Raw genomic sequence first — 20,725 nt, 5'->3', positions numbered from 1 at the left:
CGGAACATAACGAGTTCGACACCATCGTCGACCGGATCGCACCCCACCACCCGGATGATCCTCCATTGTGGATCTCACTACACTCGCCCGGTGATCAACAAGAGACGATCGACGGCCGTCCTGTGGGGACTGCTGGCGGCGATCGCGCTGATCGGTCCGAGCCCCGCCGGGGCCGACGACGAGACCACCGAACCCGCCGCCGAACCGCCCAAGGTCGAGCTGGTGCTCGACGTCAGCGGCTCGATGCGGGCCCGCGACATCGACGGGCGCAGTCGGATCAGCGTCGCCCAGCAGGCGTTCAACGAGGTGGTCGACGGCCTGCCCGACGAGACGCAGCTCGGCATCCGGGTGCTCGGCGCCACCTACCGGGGCAAGGACAAGAAGCAGGGCTGCCGGGACACCCAGCAGATCGTGCCGGTCGGCCCGGTGGACCGGGCCCAGGCCAAGGCCGCCGTCGCCGGGCTGCGCCCCACCGGTTTCACCCCGGTCGGGCTGGCGCTGCGCTCCGCCGCGCAGGACCTGGGCACCGGCAGCACCGCCCGCCGAATCGTGCTGATCACCGACGGCGAGGACACCTGCGCCCCGCCCGACCCGTGCGAGGTGGCCCGCGAGCTGGCCGCGCAGGGCACCCGGCTGGTGGTCGACACACTCGGCCTCGCCCCCGACGAGAAGGTACGCCGGCAGTTGCTCTGCATCGCCGGCGCCACCGGCGGCACCTACACCGCGGCGCAGAGCGCCGACGAGTTGACCGGCCGGATCAAGCAGCTCGTCGACCGGGCCCGCGACACGTACACGGTCACCCCGGCGGTGGTCGGCGGCGCGGCGGCCTGCGCGGACGCGCCACTGCTCGCGCCCGGCGTCTACACCGACCGGGAGGCGTTCTCCGAGCACCGCTGGTACCGGGTGCCGGTGCGTGCCGGGCAGGAGCTGCGCGCCTCGGTCAGCGTCGGGCTGGACCGGCCGGTGAACCCGGACTACGGCGTGCTGCTGCGGGCCACCGCGCCGGACGGGCGGGAACTGGTACGCGGCGTCGACGCCGGCAGCGGGCGTACCGACGTGGTCTCGGCCGGCCTGCGCTGGTCGGCCGCCGAGGAGGAGGACGCGGCGGGCCCGACGCCCACCCCGAGCGCGACGGCGGCGGCCCGGACCGTCTGCCTGGTGGTCAGCAACTCGTTCGCGGCCCGCGCCGGCACCCGCGCCGAACCGGGCATGCCGGTGGAGCTGACCGTGGACGTGGTCGCCGCCTCCCCCGCCCCGGACGGGCCGGACCTGGGCCGTGGCTGGGCCCTGCTGCTCCTGCTCACCCTGGCCGGCCTCGTCACCGGCCTGGTCGCCGGGCTGCTCACCCGCTGGTGGGTCGCCACCTGGAGGGAGAACTGAGGATGCGTACCCTCATCCGCCTCGCCGCGGCGACCGCCGCCGCCGGCCTCGCGCTCGCGCCCGGCGCCGCCCTCGCCGCCCCGAGCCCGTCCCCCGGTGCCACCACCGTGACCAAGGCCGGCACCTCGTTCCTCACCGCCACAACCATCACCGCCGGCCAGCCGGTACGGGTCGGCGCCTCGACCGGCGACCACCTGTACTGGTCGTTCCGGGCCGAGGCCGGGCAGGTGCACGAGGTCGGCGTCACGGTCACCTTCGGAAAGCCGCGCACCGGCCCGTCCACCTGGACCGTCGACGTGTTCGACGGGCTGCGTCGCCGGCAGGCGTGCACGGCCGGCGCGCAGACCCCCACCGTGGACGTCGTGGCGACCGGCGTGACGCTCGGCTGCACGCTGCGCCGGGTGCGGCCGTGGGCCGAGCCGTGGTCCGGCGACCCGCTGCCCGGCACCTACTACGTCCGGCTCTCCGTCACCGACCTGCCCGAGCCCGACCTGGGCCTGCCGATCGAGGTGGACCTGCTGGCCGGCGCGACCGACTCCGGCGGCGCGTCCGGTGACGACGGTGAACTGGCGGCGCCGCTGGTGCCGAACACGCGGGCCGGGACGGTGCTGACCGCCGAGCCGACGCCGGAGCCGGCCGCCGAGGAGGAGACCGACCTGACCGGCTGGCTCCCCGAAGCCGGCTCGCGCTGGGTGTGGACCAGCGTGGGCGGGGTGCTCGCCGCCGCGGCAGGCGTGGTCGGCTTCGCCCTCACCCGGCGGCCCCGCCGCCGCTGAGACCGCGACCGGTGGTCGCCGCGAACCCGACGCGGCGGCCACCGGAAGCGCCACACTCAGACCGTACGCGAACCGCGCGGCACCCAGCCGATGAACCGGTCCTGCAACGCGGTGACCGGCGCGGCACGCAGGTCGTGCGTGGCGGACGCCAGGCAGGAACCGAGATAGACGCTCAGCGACGCCCGGTCCACCTGGTACTCGATCAGCAGGTTCCGGCGTTTGGTGGCACAGGGCCAGTCTTCGCCGCACGAGCCGCAGGTCCAGTCGGGCGTCACGGGGATGTGCTCGCCGGACCGTGGTTCCGACGCCTCCACACAGGGGGCCATCGGCCGCTCCTTCCATCGATGTCGATGACGCTGCCTCCCCCCACAACGTTCTTTCAGCGCCACACTGCGCTCCGCCGTTACGGTACGGTCACCGCGTGTCCCAGTCACCCACTGACGCACGTGCGTGACCTGTTGCCGCCCACCGTGGCGGTGGCGGTGGCCGGTCCGGCCGACTGGTCCGGCACGCTTCTGCCGGCCGAGCGGGCCGGCCTGGGCGACCGCGCGGTGCCCCGCCGCCGGCGCGACTTCACCGCCGGCCGGACGTGCGCCCGCCGGGCGCTCGCCGCGCTCGGCCTGCCGGTCACGCCGCTGCCCACCGGCCCGGACCGGGCCCCGGTCTGGCCGGCCGGCGTCGTCGGGGCGATCACCCACACCGAGGGCTACTGCGCCGCCGCGGTCGCCCGCGCCACCGACGTGCGCGCGGTCGGCATCGACGCCGAGGGGCACCGCCCGCTCACCCCGGGGGTACGCCGGAAGGTGTGCCGCCCCGACGAGGAGGCGGACCTGGTCCGGCTGCCGTCCGGGCTCCCCTGGCCGACCGTGCTGTTCAGCGCGAAGGAGACCGTCTACAAGGTCTGGTACCCGCTCGTCGGCACCTGGTTGGGCTTCCCGGACGCCCGACTCACGCTCGACCCCGACGCGGGCACGTTCCGCGCCGAGATCGCGCCGGCCCGGCTCGCCGCCGCCCCGGTGCCCGATCCGCCATCGTCGATCACCGGACGGTTCGCGGTGGACGACGACCTGATCCGTACCGCCGCCGTCCTGGCACGTCGGTGAGGGCCGGACGGCGGCGTTGTAGACGGCTTGTACCGTCGTCCCGACTGAAATCTCCTCCCGAAGGTGCCCAAGGAGTACGGTGAGCCACCCTCAGCCTCCGTCCGGGTCACAGGACCCGGACCAGCAGCCGCAGGAACCGCCGACGCAGGCGTTCCCCACCGCGCCGATGCCGCCGGTGTCCGGCAGCCCCTGGGCGCCGCCGCCGACCCCGGACGCGCCGACGGCCCCCCTCTCGGGCGCGCCCCACCCGCCGGTCTCCGGGCCGCCCCAGCCGCCGGCCCCGCCGACCCAGGCGTTCCCGCCGGTCCCACCGACCCAGGCGTTCCCGCCGCCACCGTCCACCGAGGCGTTCCCGCCGGCGCCACCGACGTCGGGCACGCCGTACCCACCGTCGGGTGGGGCGTACCCACAGGCGGGCGGCTATCCGCAGGCGGAGGGCTACCCACAGGCGGGCGGCTATCCGCAGGCAGGCGGCTACCCGCAGGCGGAGGGTTACCCGCAGGCAGGTGGCTATCCGCCGCCGGAGGGCTACCCGCCGCCGGGCGGGGCGCAGCCGCGGTATCCGCCCGCGTCGGGCGCGCCGTACCCGCCACCGGGTGGGCAGTACCCGCCGCCGGGCGGTGAGGCGTACAAGGCGACCGGGCCGTACCCGCCGCCACCGGGGCAGCCGTTCGGGCCGCCGGCGAAGAAGTCCGGCCGGAACGTCTGGCTCACCGTCGGCATCGTGGTGGTGGTCCTGCTGCTGCTCTGCTGCGGCGGTGGCGTCTTCGCGCTCTACAGCGGCGCGAAGAAGACCAAGGAAGCGATCGACACGCTGCCCACCCCGGGCATCAGCTACAGCAACCCGATCGATCCCCCGCCGCCCACCGGTGACCCGTCCGTCACCACGCCCCAGCCGGGCACCACCGACGACGAGACGTTCAACATGCCCGCCGGCGACAAGCTGATCGTCAACGACGACGAGGGCACGGTGGAGATCACCGTCGGCAACTTCCGGACCAAGGACACCGCCTGCCGGGAGTACGCGTCCGCCCCGAAGAACGGCACGTTCCTGATCGCCGACGTGTCCGCCGAGGTCACCAAGGGCACCGGCTCGATCAACCCGTTCTTCTTCACCTGGAAGGGCGCGGACGGCACCGAGGAGAGCGGCATCGCCGGCGCGTTCTCCGGCTGCGGCAAGCTGATGACCTCCGGCAACAACCTGCCGGCCGGTTCCAAGCGCAGCGGTCAGCTCATCTTCGACGTCAAGGACCGCAACGGCGTCGTCGAGTACGAGCACCACCTGCGTACCGCCGGGTCCTGGAAGCCCTGACCGGAGCGTGACCCCGCCCGGGGGCCGGTCCCGTCGGGGGCCGGCCCCCGGGCCGTTCGGTCGGTGCCGCCGAGCCGTTCGGGTGTTTTCATGTGCGTGTGCCACTCGCCGGCCGCCAGGCTCGACGGATGGCGAACGAGACCACCATCCCGCTGCTGCCGTGCCGCTCCCTGGACGACGTCGCGCCGTTCTACCGGGCCCTCGGTTTCGAGGTGACGCACCGGCAGGCGCGCCCCAACCCGTACCTGGCGCTGCGCCGGGAGGATCTGAACCTGCACTTCTTCGGCATGCCGGAGTTCGATCCGGCCACCTCGTACGGTAGCTGCCTGGTCGTGGTGGACGATCCGGTCGGCATCCACCGGGCCTTCGCGGCGGGCCTGCGGGCCGCCTACGGCAAGGTGCTCGTCTCCGGCGTGCCCCGGATGACGCGTCCCCGGCTCCGGCGCAACGCCGACGGGCACACCGGGTTCAGCATCGTCGACCCCGGCGGCAACTGGATCCGGTTCGTGGCCCGGGCCGCCACCCCGGACGCCGACGACGACCGGGCCGGGCTGGCCCGGGCACTGGGGAACGCGGTGGTGCAGGCCGACTCGCGCGGGATGCCCGAGCAGGCCGCCCGGATCCTCGACGGCGCGCTGGCCCGGCCCGACGCCGCCGACGATCCGGGCGTCCACGTCGAGGCGCTCGTCTACCGCGCCGAGCTGGCGCTGCTGCTGGACGAGCCGGCGGTTGCGCGTGGGCTGCTGCGGCGGGCCGACGCGGTGCCGCTGGACGAGGCGCTGCGCGGCCGGCTGGCCGACACGCTGCGGCACGCCACCGACCTGACCGCCCTGCTGCCACCGGCGTAGCCGTTCCCGCCGCACCGAGACCTCGGTGCGGAACGGCCCTGGCGAGGGCGGCCCCGTACAGGATCTATGGCGGTGCCGCGGCGGAACGATCGGCCGGCCGTCGTCGGTCACCGGTCGGGGTCGGTCGACCGGGCGCCACCGGGGCCCGCCGGTTGTCCGAATCCCGCAACTCGTCGTCGCCGGACGCTGCCGCAGCGTCGATGTGGAGCGCACCGATTGACCGCTGGCAATCGTTGCGTACGCAAGCAGACTGTGGTGCGTGACGAACCCATCACCGCAGGTCCCGGGTCCCCGCCCGGCGTATCCCGCTCCGAGACAGTCCTGGTGGCGCCGGCTCTCCAGCGGCGCGAAGGTCGCGGTCGTGGCCTCGGGCGTGCTGGTGCTCTGCTGCTGCGGCGGCGTGGCGATCGGAGCCGGCCCCGACTCCTCCTCGGCTCCGGCCGGGAAGAAGGCCGCGCCGGCCACCTCCGCGACGACCGGTGTCGAGGCGGCGGCGATCGCCGCGCCGACGACCTCCGTCCCGTCCCCGGCCGCGTCGCCGACCGAGGCGAGCCCGAGCCCGAGCGCGCCGCCGTCACCCCAGGTCCGGACCACGACCGTCACCGCGACCGCGAAGATCGCCTACCCCACCCGGACCGTCAAGGACGCCACCCTGACGCAGGGCACGAAGAAGGTACGCACGCGCGGCGTCAACGGGGTGCGCACGCTGACCTACCGGGTGACGGTCACCGAAGGGGTGCAGACCGCCCGGAAGCTCATCCGGTCCGTGGTCAGCAGGCAGCCGGTGACGCAGGTGGTCGCCATCGGCACCAAGCCGGCGCGCAAATGCGACCCGAACTACAGCGGGGCCTGCGTACCGGTCGCGAGCGACGTGGACTGCTCCGGCGGCAGCGGCAACGGTCCCGCGTACGTCGACGGCCCGGTCCGGGTCGTCGGCAGCGACATCTACGACCTGGACCGGGACGGCGACGGGGTGGGCTGCGACGACTGACGGCTGCTGCCGGGGTGCCGGCGCAGGGGCGCGGGGACGACTTCCGCGCCCCTATGCTGAGCCGGTGATCATCGCTGACGCCACCGGCTCCTGGGCCGGCACCAACGGTTTCCGGATGTTGCCCGCCGATCCGTTCGCCGAGTCGCCGGCCTCGCTGACCGTGACAACCGCTGCCGGCGGCCACCTGACCACCGTGGCGTACGCGTGGACGCATCCGGACGACGGCCCGCAGGACGGCCTGCTCGTGATCGCCAGCGGGGAGCAGCCGGGGTCGCTGGCCGCCTGGTGGGGCGACTCGTGGCACCAGCAGCCTACCGCGATGACGCTCACCGGCGCGACGGGCGCGGCGTCGGCGGTCGAGCTGGCCGCCGAGTACGCCGGCGGGTGGGGGTGGCGGATCACGCTGGACGCCGCCGACCCGGCGACGCTGCGGCTGGTGATGGAGAACGTGGTCCCGGCGGACCAGGCCGGCCCCGACACGCCGGCCGGTCCCTACCCGGTCATGGTCGCCGAGCTGCGCCGGGCCTGAGGCGGTTCAACCGCACCAGCACCGTGCCGCGTGGCCGCGGAGCCCGCGACGCTCGTAGCGCGGCGACCGGGTCGCCGGCGACGCCCGCGACGCGGTGGCCGGGCGGCGAGGCCGGGGCCGGCCGGTCAGCCCCGGCCGTCGAGGATCTCGCGCAGCCGGCGGGCGAACGCCTCCGGCTGGCCGGCGTAGCCGCCCTCCCCACCGACGAAGCCTCCGTGGTGGCTCGGGAAGACCGCCGGCCGCCCGCCGAGCAGCTCGGCCGTCGCCACCGACGTGCGGCCGGTGAACGTGTCCGCCGACTCCTCGCCCACCGCGATGACCAGCCGGGTCGGTGCCACGCGGAGCGCGTCGACGTCGGGCCGGTAGCTGGTGACCGCCACGGACCGGTCGGAGAGCAGCGGGTCGTCCCGGGAACCGTCGTCCTCGACCGGCATCCCGAACGCCGCCGGGTCGGGCAGGGGCCGGGCGAAGTAGTCGTCGGTGAACTCGCCGCGCCACGACGTCATGGCCACGAACGCGGCCATCCCGGCACCCCAGCCGTTCTTCCGGTACGCCTCCTGGCAGGCCGCGGTGGCCCGGGCGGCGGCGTCCGCGTCGGGCAGCAGCGTGACGAGCGGCGGCTCGTGCGCCACCAGCGTGCCCACCGTGTCCGGGTACGCCGCGACGAGGGCGAGCGCGGTCACCGCGCCGCCGCTGCTGGCGAACATGTCGACCGGGCCCGTGCCGAGCGCGTCGACGACGGCCCGTACGTCGCCGGCCTGGGTCTCGGGCACGGAGTCGGTCCGGCCGTCCCGGCGCACGCTGCGGCCGAGCCCGCGCGGGTCGTAGGTGATCACGGTCCGGTCCGGGAAGTACGAGGCCAGCGCCGCGAAGCCGTCGGCGCACATCGGCTGGCCGATCATGAACAGCGGCCGGTGCCCGCCGGCGGTGGTGTTCGGGGCGTGCACGTCGTAGACGAGGTCGACGTCGGGTGTCTGGAGCGTGTGCGTGGTCATGCTCCGGTCGACAGCCGTCGGCCCGGAAAGTCATCGGTCCGCCGGGATTCCCATGCCGGTGCTGCTCACGGCGGTGTCCACGCCCACCGCCACCCGTCAGGCGCGGGGACCGTTCAGCCGGTCGTCCGAGGCGGGCCGGACGTCGCCGGCGTCCTCCCCGGCGGACGAGTCGCCCCGCTCCACGGACGAGCCGCCCTGCTCGACGGACGTGACGTCGTCGAGCAGCTCGTCGACCTCGACCACCGTCGCGTCCGCCTGCGGGGCGGGCTCCGTCGCGTCCGCCGCCGACGTCGGCTTCGTGATCCACTCCTCCCACGACAGACCGTGCTTCTCCGCCAGGTAGCGGGCGCGGTAGAGCCGGGTCGCGTCCTCGATGGCCGACTGGAGCATGGCGAAGCTGAGCCCGGCGGCGACGAGCGCGCCGGCGATCGGCACGACGTTCGCCAGCCGCGTCCGGACCAGCCGCAGCCCGAGCAGCTTGAAGATCTGCTGGATGACCCGGACGAGAGGGTCCCGGCCCAACTGGCTCCACGTGGCGCGGCGCATCATCTGCTGGGTGAGGCGCGACAGGCTCGCGAGCGCTGCCGTCTTGCTCGCGGACGACGACGCCATGCTGTAGTTCAGGACCCCCATCAGGAACAACTCCTCCTCGGGGTCCCGTGGGTCGTAGCCGTAGTGGACCGCCACCTCCGCCACCGCCCGGCCGAGCAGCGCCAGCGAGATCACCACGTCCGATGCCACCGCGGCGACCGCGACACCCGCCGTCGTGCCGCCGCTGACGGTGGTGCTGACCGTGGCGCCGGTGACCGCGACGGAGGCAAGGCCGGATTCGATCACCCCGACGAACGGGATCGTCATCGCGGGCCGACCCTTGTCGAGGTCCTTCAGGTCGAGCGAGCCGAACGGCGAGCCCTCGGCCAGGTCCGGGTGGTCACGGCGCAACCGCTCGGCCCGCTTGGCCAGCGACGCCGAACGCAGGGCCGGCAGGAAGATCGCCTTGAAGCCACCCTCCAGCGCCTTCATGATGGTCTCGTCGCCGAGCTGCATGGTCCGGCTCCCGCCGGGGATCTTCTTGATCTGTTCGCCGGCACGCCTGGTGAGCGACGCGACCTGGCCGACCATGCGCGCCCGCACGCCGTCGCGGCGCTTCCGCTCGCTCTCCAGCAGGCTGGACCAGGCCCGGGCCTCGTAGTCGGACATGCCTTCCCGCATCAGCGCCCCCCCTGTCGATTCGTGAAAACCCGATCAAGTCTGGTGCCGGGGACTCGGGGCCTCAAGCGATCCGACAAGCGGCTATCCGACTCAAGAGCGGTCACCCGTGGCGGTGGGCGGTATGGCCGACTCGGGCCGAAGTCCGAAAAGGACCACGGTGGGCCTTCGAACTGCACGGGATTTGAACGTGCCATGCCGGGTGACACCCGATAAGTCAGCCTGAATAGGGCCAGATCAACGATTGTCATGCACTCTAGCGGTTTTACCGATAGCTACATTTGGGAGCGCTCCTATCGTAGTCTCCGCGTCACCGACCGATCACCCATCGACGTTTCCGAACGGGGGTAGACACAGTGGACTATGCTCGGCGGAGATCGCTGGGGGGCGGCGGGTGTGCCGATTCCCCGGATGTCGTGTTCAACGAACCATGAAGGCGCCTAATGCGGTGCCCGGGAACGGAGTTCGTCATGAAGCTAGCCCGAAGGATCGGATTCACCGCCAGTGCTGTGGTGGCACTTGTTGCCGCATCCGCGACTCCCGCGCTCGCCGACTCCGGCGACACCATCTACGGATTCTGGCCGAACCGGATCGCGCATGCGACCTTCACCAGCTACGGCGACAAGTTCACCGTGTGGGACGACGAGAGCGACGGGCGGGCCGCGATCGCCTTCTGGCAGGTGGGCAGCCGCAGCGGCCAGTGTGTGAACAGCAACGGCGCGGGCACCTCCAAGACCTGCAACTACGACTTCCCGGAGAACACGACGATCGTCTGGAATCTTACCGCGCAGGGTTGGGCGAACCCCGGCTGCTGCACGGCGATTGTCGGTGGGGAGCAGCGGGACAAGACCTGATCCGGACCGACGAATGACGCGCGGAAAGCCACCACGGCATCGCCACGCGTCATCTGGTCGGATTAACCGATAAACGATGTGGTGTGGTTGCCGCAGGCAGCAGGGTGACGCGAGATCGGCACCCCGACTGTCTGCGGCAACCGCGCCTCTCACCCACTCGCTCTGAACCCCCGCCGGCCATTGACGTCAATGGTGCAGGTGCACCTGCCTTCTCGACACGAACCGGCCTTCGACGGATCGGGTGGAGGCTCGTCCGACGTCAATCAGCCTGCGGGGAACGCGGAGAATCCACCGGGCGGCGACAATCAGCCGGTTGCGGATCTGGGCCAGGGACAGAAACGGCGCGGTCATCGTCAGCCCACCCCGAGCGCGGCGGCGAGGTAAACGAGCATCGCCGGGGCGCGCGGATCACGGGCAACGCGGGCGAGGATGTCCCGCCCGTCCGGCCGGTGACGGATCTCGGCCGGCGCGACCCGGTCGGCCTCCACCACGAGCCGGCCGGCACCGACCGGGTCACCCGCTTGCAGGTACGCACGGGCGACATCCATCAGGTACGCGGCCCGATGCTCGGCGGTCAGCCACCGCCATCCGTCCCGCGTGATCACCCGCTCGTGCCGGGCCACGGCGTCCGCCGCGTCACCGCGTTCCGCCGCTACCGCGATCCGGGCAAGCTCGACCGCCGTCGGGCCGAACCCGGTCCGGTGGTGGTCATGGCCGTCCCCCACCCACGCCGCCATCTCCGCGGCCTCGTCGACCAGTTCGACGGCGGCGCGGCCGTCCCCGTCACGGCGCTGAAGGACTGCCAGCGCTGGCGCGACCTCGAACAGGAAACGCTCGACCGGCTGTTCGACTGACAGCGCGGACGACCGGCACGGTAGTGGCTCGTCGGAGACGGCAGAAAGGCCGCCTCCGACGAGCGGAAAACGGCCTTTGAACTGGGTGGAGCTGAGGGGATTTGAACCCCTGACCCCCTCGATGCGAACGAGGTGCGCTACCAGTCTGCGCCACAGCCCCTCCGCTGGCGGACCAGCGCAGGTCCCACCCGGCTTGCACCGGGCGGGCCGGCACAAGGCTAACAGGTCGCGCCCCTCACACGCGAACCACCCCGCCCGACCCGAGGCCCCACCCGACCCGTCCCGTCGATCTTGGAATTGTGGCACCTCCGATAAGCCTTCAAAGGGGCAAACCTTGGCACCACAACTCCAAGATCGACGCAGCGTCCCCTGCCGGCGCGCGCCCGAGGACAGGCGCGGTCAGGCGCCCCGGCCGGACTGGTACGGGCGACCGCGCAGGCCGCCCGCCCGCCGGTAGGACACCGAGCCGCCGCTCGCGGCCGGCGGCAGGTCCGCCGGCCGGTCCAGGCCCATCGCGGTACGCCGGACCGCCTCCCGCTGGGCGGCCAGCCGGCGCTGCGCCTCCCGCCGGGCTGCCGCGCGCCGGGCCTGTTCGCGGCGCACCTCGGCCTGGCGGGCGGCCAGCCAGGCCGCTTCCCGGGCGTCCGCGCGCCGCCGCCGGCGTTCGGCGAGGGCCCGCTGCCGCAGGTGTACGACGTACGCGACGAGCAGCGCGCCGGTGACCGAGACGCTGATCCAGAACCCGGGCCCGACCAGCATCACGCCGACCAGTTCGACCAGGTTGAGCAGCAGCAGCGCGGCGAGCACCCGGCGTCGGCGGTAGACGGCCGTGGTGTGCCGTCGGCGGGGCGGGTGCCGTCGGCGGGACTGTGCGGGGACCGCCGAGACGGGCCGGAGCCGGCCGGAGCGCCGCCGGACGGGGGGCGCGGAGACCGGACGGACCAGACCGCCCGTGTCGGAGTTCTCACTCAAGGTGACGACGAGGGCGCGGGGCGGATGTACCGGCTGGCGTCCGGGCACGGTGCGTCGACGACGCTGGCGCTGAAGCACCCGCGCCGTCGACTGCGCCCGCTCCGCCACCAGCCGCTCGGTGGCGTCGTACCGGCGGACCAGCGCCGGAGCGAGGGCGAGCAGACCGGCGGCGGCGAGGACGGCGAGGAGCACCGACGTCGGCACCCTCACCCCTCCCGTCACCAAGTTCGGGGCGAGCGCCACACGGCCGCAACTTCTTCCGTCGACTCTCGTTAACGGCGCACATCGTGCGGGCCAGCAGCGCTTGCCACAGCTTGCAGTTACTTGAGGTTACGGGCCGCCGACCCGCTTCACCGTGCGCCGCGCCGGGCGTCACGGCCGGAACGGCTCAGCGCCGGCTGTCACGTACGCGGTGCCACCGCGCCAGCAGACCGCCCTCGGCGGCCACTTCCTCGCCGGTCATCGCGTATCCGATGTGGTCCCGCCAAGCACCGTCGATGTGCATGTACCGCACGTGGTAGGCCTCCTCGCGGAAGCCGAGCTTCTCCACCACACGCCGGGACGGGACGTTCTCCGGCCGGATGTTCACCTCGATCCGGTGCAGGCCACCGGGGCCGAACGCGTGGTCCACGGCGAGCGCGACGGCGGTCGGGATCACACCCCGCCCGGCCACCCGCGAGTCCACCCAGTAGCCCACGTACCCGGAGCAGAACGCCCGCCGCACGATGCTGCCCACGTTGAGGTGGCCGACGAGCCGCTCCTGCCCGTCCTCGCGCAGGCAGACCGCGAACGGCATGCCGTCCCCGGTCCGCGCCGACCTCCGCTGGTCGGCGTGGACCAGACGGAACGCGGCCGGCGAGTTCGTCGCGTCCCAGCCGCCCGGCACGTGCGACTCCCACGGGGCCAGCCACTCCCGGTTCGCGCGCCGGATCGCCGACCAGACCGCCGCGTCGGAACGCCGGTACGGCCGCAGCACCACCGGACCGTCCACCAGCACCGCCGGCCACCCCGGCGCCCGCCGGAACCTCACCGGCGCCGGTCCAGCAGGAGCACGTCCACGGTGGAGCCGGCGGCGGCGGTGGTGACCCGCTCGCCGAGCACCAGCAGGCCGTTCGCCTCGGCCAGGCCGGAGAGCGTGTACGGCCCACCGGCCAGCGGCTGCACGGTGTAGCCGCCACCGCGCCGTTCGGCCACGTGCGCGGGGCGGAACTCGCGCAGCCCGCCCGGCGAGGAGACGGTCTCCAGCAGGTGCGCGCGCACGCTGGGCCGGAACACCGGCTCGGCGCCGGCCAGCAGTTGGATGGCCGGGCGGGCCAGCACCTCGAAACCGATCAGCGCCGCACCGGGCTCACCGGGAAGACACACCACCGGCACCTCCTCGGCGCCGACCGTACCGAACCCCAACGCCGTGCCGGGATAGAGGGCCACCTCTGTGAAGGCCACCGGCCCGGCCCGGCCGCCGTCGCGGCGGGACAGGATGCGGCGGACCATGTCGCCCGGCCCGGTGCCGGTGCCGCCGGTGGTGATGATCAGGTCGGCCCGCAGCGTCTGGTCCTCCAGCAGGCCGCGCAGCGCCTCCGGGTCGTCGTCGCAGATCCCGACCCGGTACGCGAGCCCGCCCGCCTCGGCCGCCGCCGCGGTCAACGCGTGCGAGTTGGTGTCCACCACCTGACCGGGCTGGCTGCCCCGTCCCACGTCGACGAGTTCGTCACCGGTGGCCACGATGACCACCCGAGGGCTGGGGCGCACCACCACGTGCCCGATGCCGGTGGCGGCGAACACCGCGACCAGGGCTGGTGAGACGTACGCGCCGGCGCGGGCGAGCAGCGTGCCGGCGACGAGTTCCTCACCGGCGCGGCGCAGGCCGTACCCGCGCTTGGGCGCGCGGAAGATCTCCACGGCGGCCATGCCCTGGTCGGTCCACTCCACCGGCACCACCACGTCGGCGCCCACCGGCAGCGGCGCGCCGGCCGCCACCGAGAAGCAGGCGCCGGGGGTGAGCCGGACCGGACGCCAGCTCGCCGCGCCCAGGTCACCGACCACGTTGAGCCGGATGCTGCGCCCGCCGCGGATACCGGAGGGGGCCGGGACGTAGCCCGGCCCCCGGCTCCCTCCGGAGATGTCCTCCCAGCGCGCGGCGTACCCGTCCACCGCCGCCTGGTCGAAGGCGGGGAACGAGTGCGGGGCGACCACGTCCTCGGCTAGCACGTTGCCGTACGCCTGGGTCAGGTCGAGGTCGAGCGGAGGCAGCGCGCGTAACCTGCGCAGCACGCTGCCCAGGTAGTCGGCGAGCGGCGTCAACTCGTTCGCGGCCGCCTCGGCGTCGGCCGTCGCGGTCATGTATCGGCACCGCCGGACGCGTTGCGCAGCCCGTCGAGGACCGCGTCGGTGACGGTCTCGTCGCCGTTGTTGACGAACTCCGCGAGCCACTTGCGGAACTCGGTGCCGATGTCCTCCCGCTCGGCGGCGATCTGCACCACGGTCTGGAGGTAGCCGAGCGGCATGCCGGTGTCGTAGCGGGTGCCCCGGTAGACGATGGCGTGCACCGGCACCCCCTCGGTGCGCAGGAGCTCCATCGCGTCGGTGAGCTGGATCTCGCCGCCGCTGCCCGGCTTCGTCCGCCGGATCGCGTCGAAGATCCGCCCCGGCAGCACGTACCGGCCGAGGACGGCCAGGTTGCTGGGCGCGTCCTCCGGGCTGGGCTTCTCCACCATGCCGGTGACCCTGACGACCTCGGCGATGTCGGCGTACTCCGATTCGGCCGGCTCGACCGAGGCGATGCCGTAGCGGCTGGTCTCGGCCGGGTCGACCTCGAAGAACGCGAGCACCACGCCGCCGGTGCGGGCCTGGAGTTCCAGCATGGCCGGCAGCAGCGGCTCGGAGGGCTTGACGAACTCGTCGCCGAGCAGCACCGCGAAGGCGGCCTCACCGACGTGCGACTCGGCGAACCCGACGGCGTGGCCCAGGCCGAGCTGCTCCGGCTGGCGGACCGTGTAGACGGCGGCCAGTTCCTCGGTGCGCTTGACGGCGGCCAGCAGCTCGGGCTTCTTGGCGAGCCGTTCCTCCAGGTCGGGTCGCCGGTCGAAGTGGTCGACCATCGAGGTCTTGCCCCGCCCGGTGATCAGCAGCACGTCGGTGATGCCGGCCTGGGTGGCCTCCTCGACGATGTACTGCAGAACCGGCCGGTCGACCACCGGCAACAGCTCCTTCGGGACCGCCTTGGTGGCCGGCAGGAACCGGGTGGCCAGGCCGGCGGCCGGGATGACGGCCTTGACCGCACGGGAGCGACCGGGGGCCGCTGAGGGGTTCGCTGAGTGCTCCGACATGCCGCGAGACTATCGGCCACGGCTCTGCCGCGGCGGGTGAGGACCGGAAGACGCGCCGCCCTGTACGGCGCCCGCCGGGTCCGCCGCGCCGGCCCGGGGCAGCCCGTCGGGCGGGCTGACGGTGGCGGCCACCACCGGAATCTCCTGGGTGCGAGCCGGATCTCCGACGGCTACGGGGGCCATCCGGTAGCCGTCCCGCCCGGCCGCCTTGGCCGCGTAGAGCGCGTCGTCGGCCGCGTCGAGCACCTGCTGGCCGCCGGCGGCGTGGTCCGGGTAGACGGCGATGCCGATGGAGACCGTCACCGGCACCCGCAGCGGCCCGTCGCCGTGACCGTCGACCGGCACCGGCTGGTCCCGCACCACCGCCCCGAGCCGCTCGGCGACGATCGTGGCACCCCGGGCGTCGGTCTCCGGCAGCAGCACCACGAACTCCTCGCCGCCCTGCCGGAACGCCAGGTCCACCTCGCGGATCACGCCGCGTACCCGGCGGGCGAACTCGACCAGCACGGCGTCCCCGGCGGCGTGCCCCCAGGTGTCGTTGACGTCCTTGAAGCGGTCCAGGTCGAGCGCGAGCACGCTGAGCATCCGGCCGAACCGGTTCGCCCGTTCCACCTCCCGCCGGATCGACTCGCGCAGGTAGCGGTAGTTCCACAGCCCGGTCAGCGGATCGGTGAGGGAGAGCCGCTGCGCCTCCTCGTGCACCCGGACGTTCTCCACCGCCACCGCCGCGTGGCCGGCGAAGGTGCGCAGCGTGGCCAGGTCGTCGTCGTCGAACTCGTGCCCGCCGAGCCGGTCGTAGAGAGCCAGCACGCCGAGCGCCGCGCTGGGCGGCGCGGCCGGGTCGCCGTCCAGCGGCGGGTGCCCGGGGCGCTCCGGACCGCGCGGGTCGGGGGCGGCGAACGGCACCGCCACGTACGTCTCACAGGTCGGCTCCCCGGTCGGCGGGTCCGACGCGGTCCAGCGGCCCCGCACCGGCTCGCCGGTGGCGGCCACCGCGCCGACCACGCCGGTGCCGACCGGCACCCGCAGCGTCGCCGGGTCCGCCGGGTCGTCGGTCGGCCAACGCCCGGCCAGCCCCTCGACGCACTGGCCGACCAGCACGCCGTGACCGTCGAGCAGCAGCACCGCGCCGGCCCGTGCGCCGGTCCCGGCGATCGCGCTGTCCAGGATCACCCGCAGGATGCGTTGCAGGTCGTGCGTGCTGGCCAGCGTGTCGCCGAGCACGACGAGGTGGTTGCGGAGCTGGTCCCGGCTGCTGGTCAGCGCCGCCACGTAGCTGCCGGTCTCGCGCATCATCCGGTTGAACGCGGCGGCCAGCCGGCCGATCTCGTCGCGGCTGCGGACCGGCACCCGCGCGGTCAGGTCGCCGTGCGCCACCCGGTCCACCGCGCCGGCCAGCTCGACCAGGGGCCGGGTCGTCACCCGGGCCAGTCGCCAGGCGGCCAGCACGGCCAGCAGTGCGGCCAGCGCCACCGCCGCGGCCAGCGCGCCGAACAGGACGGGTGGACGCCGGGCCGGCACCGAGAGCACCAACGGCAGCGGCTGCCCCCTGGACGGCCCCACCCGACGCACGTACCGCCCGTCGCCGGTCCCGGCCACCCGCTCCCCGACCGCCTGGCCGGCGGCGGCCAGCACCGCTGCGCGTACCCCCGGGTCCTCGGTCGTGTGGGTGATCCGCCCGGGGCCGTCGAGGAGGGTGACGTCGACGCCGGTCACGGCCGCGAGCCGCGTCACGAAGGCCGGGTCGACGGGCTGCGCGGCGGCGACCGCGCCCAGGTCGGCGCCGGCCGGGTCGCGGAGCCGGACCTGGACGGCGAGCGCCCCCACCCGGCCGGTAGGCGCGCCGGCGCAGTCCTGCCAGGGACCGGGCGGCCCACCGGCGGTGGCGTAGGTGGTCCGGCCCGCCGCGTCGGCGATCATGACGGCGGTGGCCAGCCCCCGGCCGACCACCTGGTCGGCGGCGCGCGACCGGGCGACCGGGTCGGCCCCCAGCGCGACCGCGTCGGCCGCCGCGCGCAGTTGCTGGCAGAGCGCGTCGACCGAGGTACGCACGCCGGCCGCGGCCAGGCCCAGCCGCTCGGTGGCGCGGCTGCGGTCGATCGCGCTGAGGGTGGCGCCGACGAAGAACGCGCCGAGCAGGACGGGGCCGAGGACCACCACGAGGAAGGCCACCGTCAACCGCCCGCGTAGCGTCAAAAGCCTTCCCCCCGGAAGTTCCGCGCCCCTTGGTGCGATGCTGACACAGAGCGACCGGTAGGCAAGCGTTGCGTCAGGAGTGTTGCGTGCCGGATTTTTCGGATGAGGTGCACGAGGCGAAGCGGGAACTGCGCGTCGCGCTGCTCGCCGCCCGCCGGTCGCTGTCCGCGCCGCGTCGCGCCGAGGCGGCGGCGTCCGTCCAGGCCGAGCTGACCGCCCTGGTACGCCGGCTGCGCCCGGCCCGGATGACCGCGTACGTGCCGGTCGCCTCGGAGCCCGGCGGGGACGATCTGCCGGAGGTGCTGCGGGCCGCGCTGCCGCCCGGGGCGGAGCTGTTGCTGCCGGTGCTCCGGGACGACCTGGACCTGGACTGGGCCGCCTACACCGGGCGGGAGTCGCTGCGCGCCGCCGGCCGGGGGCTGCGTGAGCCGACCGGGCCACCGTGGGGCCGGACCGCCGTGGCCGGCGCGGACCTGGTGGTGGTGCCCGCGTTGGCGGTGGACCGCCGGGGGGTCCGGCTGGGCCGGGGCGGCGGCTCGTACGACCGCGCGCTGGCCCGGGTGCCCGCCACCGTGCCGACGGTGGCGCTGCTGCACGACGGGGAGCTGGTCAGGTCCGTGCCCGCCGATCCGCATGACCGGCCGGTGCACTGCGTGATCACCCCCGGGGGCGGGCTGGTGGCGGTGCCGGATGTGGGACCGGGCGCTTCCGCTGGACGAATCCGGGTGCGATGACGCACCATTGGCACTCGAAGACCACGAGTGCCAGACCGGCCGTGCCAGAGATCCGGAGGAGAACGTGCCCACGTACCAGTACGCCTGCACCGCGTGCGGCCACCAGCTCGAGGCGGTGCAGTCCTTCTCGGACGAGCCGCTGACCGAGTGCCCGGCGTGTGAGGGGCGGCTGCGCAAGCTCTTCAACTCGGTCGGCATCGTGTTCAAGGGCTCCGGCTTCTACCGGACGGATTCCCGTTCGTCCGGTTCCGACAGCGCGCCGAGCCCCGCGAGCAAGCCGGGGAAGTCCGACTCGTCCTCGTCCGACTCGTCCTCGTCCGGTTCGTCCTCGGGCTCGTCCTCTGGGTCGGGCTCCGGCTCGTCCGGCTCGGGGTCCGGCTCTTCCGGGTCGGGCTCGTCCGGCTCGGGCTCCGGCGCGTCGGCCAGCAAGGCGCCGGCGGCCTCCAGCTCCTCCTGATCACGCGCTGACCCGACGTGGCCGTCCCTGCCCCCGGGGGCGGCCACTTCCGTGCCCGCCGTCGCCGGTTGTCCACAGGCCGACCGGGTTGTCCACAGGCGCGGGCGACGGGGCGACGGGGCGGTACCGGGCGCGCCTAGCCTGCTGGCGGAACGGTCGGCCGGCGGGCGGGAGGCAGCGGTGACGGGTCGGGAGACGACGTTACGGCCGGTGCGTTGGCGCGGGCTGCCCCGACGCCGCACGCTGGTGCGGGTGACGCTGGTCGCGGTGCTGCTGGGGCTGGCCGCGGCGGTGCTCCGAACGCCGGCCGGCTGTCCGCCCGGGCCACCGCCGCCCGGGTCGGCTCCGTCCGGGTCGTCCGCGGGCACCGGCGTCACGGCGTCCGCCGACGCACCGTCCGCCGGCCCTCAGCCGCTGCCCGACGGGTCGGTAGGCGTGCCGATCCGGCTGGCCGAACCGGCCGCGCTCGCGGTGCTGCGTCCGGGCGCCCGGGTCGACCTGCTGGTGGTGCCCGCCGGCGGCTCACCGGACCCCACGCTGCTCGCCCCGCGCGCGCTGGTGCTCGACGTGGTGGGGGCCGGCGGGGCGGTCGACGGCTCGTCCGCGCTCTACCTGGCTCTGCCGCCCGAGCAGGCCCGGCGCGCGGTCGGGCTGCCCGAGGGCAGCCGCTTCGCCGTGGTCGTCCGCAGCTGACCACCTCCGCCCGGACCAGCCCGTGCCGCCCGCCGGGAGTCGGCCTGCGCCGCCCGCCGGGGGTAGCCTGCGCCGCCCGGAGCCGGCCCGGCGGGGCCAGCCTGCGCCGCCCGGCGGGAGGTCGGCCGGTGCGGGTCCGGCGTGGTCAGCCCCAGTGCGGAGGGCGCTCAGCGAGCAGCCAGTCGTCATCGCCGCCGGGCCGCTCGCCCCAACCGTGGTCGGTGTCGTCGGTGGTCTGCTCGGGCAGCACCACGAGATCGTCGCTGAGGTCGACCACGCGGTCGTCGTCGCCGCGCGGGACGCGGATGCCGGGTTCGGTCACGAGCAGCAACGATACCGCCGCCGGACGGGCCATCACGCCCCTCGGTGACCCCGCTCGCAAATTCACGGAAAGAGGGGTCATTACGCGCCCCGGAGCCACGCTTTCCGTGAATCAGCGGGCTGAACGGGGCGCGTGCGGGTGTGGCGTGGGTGGGTCGGGCTTCGCCGCGTCGGGCGGCCGGTCGGCCGTGGCGTTGGTAGCGTCGGTCGGCGTGACGACGCCGAGTGGTGGCAGCACCGACGACGAGACCTGGCGACGCCCCGAGCAGCCGGCCGCCCCGGACGGGACACCGCCCGACGACCAGCCCGCTGGCCATCCGCCAGCCGGGGGAAGCCCCGAAACGCCCTCGGAGACAGATCCCACCGTTGACGCCGACCCGGCCGATGCCGAGCGCCCCGGCAGAACGGACGCGGATCTTCCACCCGGCACCGATGCCATCGGCCGCCCGACAACCCGCACCGACGACGGGCCGGACTCTGGATCGACGGAACAGCCCACGACCGCGGCCGGCACGGCCACCTGGTCTGCCACCGGGACAGCCCCGATCGGGCACTCCACCACCGGGACAGCCCCGATCGGGCAGTCCACCACCGAGGCCGGCAGGGCCGAGCCACGCACCGGACCGCACACCGCCGAACCGCACCGGACCAGGCCGCAGACCGCCGAACCGCACGGGACCGGACCGCAGACCGCCGAACCGCACGGGACCGAGCCCTCAGCCGGTGGGGCCGACGTGGTCGAAGGAGCCGCGAGCCCGTGGTCGCGTGCGGGTGCGGCGGAGAGTCCCTGGGCCAGGCCGGACCCGGCCGCACCGACCGGCGGCTGGACCGCGACCGGTGGTGAGTGGCCCGGCACGCCTGGGGCCGCCGTCGATCCGGCAACCGGCGGGTATGCGGGTGGACCGGCCACCGCCGGGTACGCCGGCGGGCCGCCCGACGCCGGATACGCCGGGCCGCCGCCGAGCACGCCACCGCCCCCCGGCTGGCGACCGCCGGTGCACGTGCGGACGCCACCGCCCCGGCAGCTCCCGCCGCAGGACATGGCCGCCATGGACCGCTCGGAACAGCGTGCCCAACAGCTCACCTACGGCATCGGCGCGGTCGTCGGCGTCGTGCTGGTGCTGCTGATGTGCCTGCTCTGCTCGCGGTTGCTGTTCTAGCGTCGGTGGCGGCCG

23 protein-coding genes, 1 tRNA gene and 1 pseudogene are annotated in these 20,725 nt (G+C 74.4%); 13 read left to right on the top strand and 12 right to left on the bottom strand.

All coding sequences use genetic code 11. The features are described 5' to 3' along the window. The first annotated feature begins 90 nt into the window (after nt 1-90). Both ACZ6O5_RS11415 and ACZ6O5_RS11410 read left to right on the top strand, forming a co-directional pair. On the top strand, nt 91-1,380 hold the full coding sequence (locus tag ACZ6O5_RS11415; protein WP_431935662.1) for a VWA domain-containing protein: 1,290 nt from the start codon (nt 91-93) through the stop codon (nt 1,378-1,380). Between the two features lie 2 nt (nt 1,381-1,382). Then, the gene (locus ACZ6O5_RS11410; protein WP_465976347.1) at nt 1,383-2,156 is read left to right on the top strand and encodes a peptidase; all 774 of its coding nucleotides are present in this window, start codon (nt 1,383-1,385) and stop codon (nt 2,154-2,156) included. Nucleotides 2,157-2,212: 56 nt separating this feature from the next. On the opposite strand, the gene ACZ6O5_RS11405 is transcribed toward ACZ6O5_RS11410, so the two are convergent. Next, on the bottom strand, nt 2,213-2,482 hold the full coding sequence (locus tag ACZ6O5_RS11405; RefSeq protein ID WP_465976345.1) for a hypothetical protein: 270 nt from the start codon (nt 2,480-2,482) through the stop codon (nt 2,213-2,215). 120 nt (nt 2,483-2,602) lie between these two features. On the opposite strand from ACZ6O5_RS11405, the gene ACZ6O5_RS11400 reads away from it, so the two are divergent. From ACZ6O5_RS11400 to ACZ6O5_RS11380, 5 genes are all read left to right on the top strand, one after another. Then, nucleotides 2,603-3,259 (top strand): 4'-phosphopantetheinyl transferase family protein, encoded by a 657-nt coding sequence (locus ACZ6O5_RS11400; protein ID WP_465976343.1) that lies wholly within the window; start codon nt 2,603-2,605, stop codon nt 3,257-3,259. A gap of 79 nt (nt 3,260-3,338) precedes the next feature. Further along, the gene (locus ACZ6O5_RS11395; RefSeq protein WP_465976341.1) at nt 3,339-4,571 is read left to right on the top strand and encodes a DUF4352 domain-containing protein; all 1,233 of its coding nucleotides are present in this window, start codon (nt 3,339-3,341) and stop codon (nt 4,569-4,571) included. A gap of 128 nt (nt 4,572-4,699) precedes the next feature. Then, entirely contained in the window at nt 4,700-5,419 is a 720-nt protein-coding gene (locus ACZ6O5_RS11390; RefSeq protein WP_465976340.1) for a VOC family protein, read from the top strand. Between the two features lie 259 nt (nt 5,420-5,678). Further along, on the top strand, nt 5,679-6,410 hold the full coding sequence (locus ACZ6O5_RS11385) for a G5 domain-containing protein (protein WP_465976338.1): 732 nt from the start codon (nt 5,679-5,681) through the stop codon (nt 6,408-6,410). Nucleotides 6,411-6,474: 64 nt separating this feature from the next. After that, complete coding sequence (locus tag ACZ6O5_RS11380) at nt 6,475-6,939, top strand: hypothetical protein (protein WP_465976336.1); 465 nt, start codon at nt 6,475-6,477, stop codon at nt 6,937-6,939. A 125-nt stretch (nt 6,940-7,064) separates the two neighbouring features. Here ACZ6O5_RS11380 and ACZ6O5_RS11375 read toward each other — a convergent pair whose 3' ends face one another. Together ACZ6O5_RS11375 and ACZ6O5_RS11370 are read right to left on the bottom strand one after the other, a co-directional pair. Then, a complete protein-coding gene (locus tag ACZ6O5_RS11375; protein ID WP_465976334.1) occupies nt 7,065-7,934 on the bottom strand; it encodes an alpha/beta fold hydrolase in 870 nt (289 codons plus the stop codon). Nucleotides 7,935-8,030: 96 nt separating this feature from the next. Next, nucleotides 8,031-9,146, bottom strand: coding sequence for an EcsC family protein (locus ACZ6O5_RS11370; protein ID WP_465976332.1), 1,116 nt, complete (start codon nt 9,144-9,146; stop codon nt 8,031-8,033). 467 nt (nt 9,147-9,613) lie between these two features. Here ACZ6O5_RS11370 and ACZ6O5_RS11365 point away from each other — a divergent pair, with 467 nt between their 5' ends. Beyond that, entirely contained in the window at nt 9,614-9,997 is a 384-nt protein-coding gene (locus ACZ6O5_RS11365; protein ID WP_425785679.1) for a hypothetical protein, read from the top strand. Nucleotides 9,998-10,350: 353 nt separating this feature from the next. On the opposite strand, the gene ACZ6O5_RS11360 is transcribed toward ACZ6O5_RS11365, so the two are convergent. Further along, the gene (locus tag ACZ6O5_RS11360; protein ID WP_465976330.1) at nt 10,351-10,722 is read right to left on the bottom strand and encodes a hypothetical protein; all 372 of its coding nucleotides are present in this window, start codon (nt 10,720-10,722) and stop codon (nt 10,351-10,353) included. Between ACZ6O5_RS11360 and ACZ6O5_RS11355 the strand changes: the two genes are divergently transcribed. Further along, complete coding sequence (locus ACZ6O5_RS11355; RefSeq protein WP_465976328.1) at nt 10,708-10,851, top strand: hypothetical protein; 144 nt, start codon at nt 10,708-10,710, stop codon at nt 10,849-10,851. The genes ACZ6O5_RS11360 and ACZ6O5_RS11355 overlap by 15 nt on opposite strands. A gap of 86 nt (nt 10,852-10,937) precedes the next feature. On the opposite strand, the gene ACZ6O5_RS11350 is transcribed toward ACZ6O5_RS11355, so the two are convergent. From ACZ6O5_RS11350 to ACZ6O5_RS11325, 6 genes are all read right to left on the bottom strand, one after another. Then, nucleotides 10,938-11,011 (bottom strand) — tRNA-Ala (locus ACZ6O5_RS11350). A gap of 239 nt (nt 11,012-11,250) precedes the next feature. Next, nucleotides 11,251-12,033, bottom strand: coding sequence for a divisome protein SepX/GlpR (gene sepX, locus ACZ6O5_RS11345; protein WP_465976326.1), 783 nt, complete (start codon nt 12,031-12,033; stop codon nt 11,251-11,253). A 178-nt stretch (nt 12,034-12,211) separates the two neighbouring features. Next, nucleotides 12,212-12,853, bottom strand: coding sequence for a GNAT family N-acetyltransferase (locus ACZ6O5_RS11340; protein WP_465976324.1), 642 nt, complete (start codon nt 12,851-12,853; stop codon nt 12,212-12,214). Next, nucleotides 12,850-14,163 (bottom strand): molybdopterin molybdotransferase MoeA, encoded by a 1,314-nt coding sequence (locus tag ACZ6O5_RS11335; protein ID WP_107157119.1) that lies wholly within the window; start codon nt 14,161-14,163, stop codon nt 12,850-12,852. Before ACZ6O5_RS11335 ends, ACZ6O5_RS11340 begins: the two co-directional genes overlap by 4 nt. Beyond that, on the bottom strand, nt 14,160-15,149 hold the full coding sequence (locus ACZ6O5_RS11330; RefSeq protein ID WP_465976322.1) for a UTP--glucose-1-phosphate uridylyltransferase: 990 nt from the start codon (nt 15,147-15,149) through the stop codon (nt 14,160-14,162). Before ACZ6O5_RS11330 ends, ACZ6O5_RS11335 begins: the two co-directional genes overlap by 4 nt. A gap of 9 nt (nt 15,150-15,158) precedes the next feature. Then, nucleotides 15,159-17,345, bottom strand: a complete 2,187-nt coding sequence (locus ACZ6O5_RS11325; protein ID WP_465976320.1) for a sensor domain-containing diguanylate cyclase — start codon at nt 17,343-17,345, stop codon at nt 15,159-15,161. A gap of 86 nt (nt 17,346-17,431) precedes the next feature. On the opposite strand from ACZ6O5_RS11325, the gene ACZ6O5_RS11320 reads away from it, so the two are divergent. Then, entirely contained in the window at nt 17,432-18,079 is a 648-nt protein-coding gene (locus ACZ6O5_RS11320; RefSeq protein ID WP_465976318.1) for a 5-formyltetrahydrofolate cyclo-ligase, read from the top strand. Further along, nucleotides 18,036-18,236 (top strand): annotated as a pseudogene (locus ACZ6O5_RS11315) (FmdB family zinc ribbon protein); the annotation flags it as partial. The gene ACZ6O5_RS11320 and the pseudogene ACZ6O5_RS11315, both read left to right, overlap by 44 nt. Nucleotides 18,237-18,298: 62 nt before the next feature. Here ACZ6O5_RS11315 and ACZ6O5_RS11310 read toward each other — a convergent pair. Further along, nucleotides 18,299-18,508 carry a hypothetical protein gene (locus ACZ6O5_RS11310; RefSeq protein WP_465976731.1) on the bottom strand — a complete coding sequence of 70 codons (210 nt, stop codon included), beginning with the start codon at nt 18,506-18,508 and terminating at the stop codon, nt 18,299-18,301. A gap of 208 nt (nt 18,509-18,716) precedes the next feature. Between ACZ6O5_RS11310 and ACZ6O5_RS11305 the strand changes: the two genes are divergently transcribed. Further along, complete coding sequence (locus ACZ6O5_RS11305) at nt 18,717-19,229, top strand: flagellar biosynthesis protein FlgA (RefSeq protein ID WP_465976316.1); 513 nt, start codon at nt 18,717-18,719, stop codon at nt 19,227-19,229. A 145-nt stretch (nt 19,230-19,374) separates the two neighbouring features. Here ACZ6O5_RS11305 and ACZ6O5_RS11300 read toward each other — a convergent pair whose 3' ends face one another. After that, nucleotides 19,375-19,557, bottom strand: a complete 183-nt coding sequence (locus ACZ6O5_RS11300; protein ID WP_281943797.1) for a hypothetical protein — start codon at nt 19,555-19,557, stop codon at nt 19,375-19,377. A gap of 727 nt (nt 19,558-20,284) precedes the next feature. Between ACZ6O5_RS11300 and ACZ6O5_RS11295 the strand changes: the two genes are divergently transcribed. Continuing rightward, nucleotides 20,285-20,710 (top strand): hypothetical protein, encoded by a 426-nt coding sequence (locus ACZ6O5_RS11295; RefSeq protein WP_465976315.1) that lies wholly within the window; start codon nt 20,285-20,287, stop codon nt 20,708-20,710. Nucleotides 20,711-20,725 lie beyond the last annotated feature (15 nt).

The sequence above is a fragment of the Micromonospora sp. NPDC049201 genome, assembly GCF_055586805.1.
This window is presented reverse-complemented; position numbering and strand designations above follow the sequence as displayed.

Excerpts from the sequence above, each read along its gene's own strand:
- ACZ6O5_RS11410 (WP_465976347.1), top strand. The coding sequence starts at position 1,383 with ATGCGTACCCTCATCCGCCTCGCCGCGGCGACCGCCGCCGCCGGCCTC.
- ACZ6O5_RS11405 (WP_465976345.1), bottom strand. The coding sequence starts at position 2,482 with ATGGCCCCCTGTGTGGAGGCGTCGGAACCACGGTCCGGCGAGCACATC.
- ACZ6O5_RS11390 (WP_465976340.1), top strand. The coding sequence starts at position 4,700 with ATGGCGAACGAGACCACCATCCCGCTGCTGCCGTGCCGCTCCCTGGAC.
- ACZ6O5_RS11375 (WP_465976334.1), bottom strand. The coding sequence starts at position 7,934 with ATGACCACGCACACGCTCCAGACACCCGACGTCGACCTCGTCTACGAC.
- ACZ6O5_RS11370 (WP_465976332.1), bottom strand. The coding sequence starts at position 9,146 with ATGCGGGAAGGCATGTCCGACTACGAGGCCCGGGCCTGGTCCAGCCTG.
- ACZ6O5_RS11365 (WP_425785679.1), top strand. The coding sequence starts at position 9,614 with ATGAAGCTAGCCCGAAGGATCGGATTCACCGCCAGTGCTGTGGTGGCA.
- ACZ6O5_RS11355 (WP_465976328.1), top strand. The coding sequence starts at position 10,708 with ATGGCCGTCCCCCACCCACGCCGCCATCTCCGCGGCCTCGTCGACCAG.
- ACZ6O5_RS11335 (WP_107157119.1), bottom strand. The coding sequence starts at position 14,163 with ATGACCGCGACGGCCGACGCCGAGGCGGCCGCGAACGAGTTGACGCCG.
- ACZ6O5_RS11330 (WP_465976322.1), bottom strand. The coding sequence starts at position 15,149 with ATGTCGGAGCACTCAGCGAACCCCTCAGCGGCCCCCGGTCGCTCCCGT.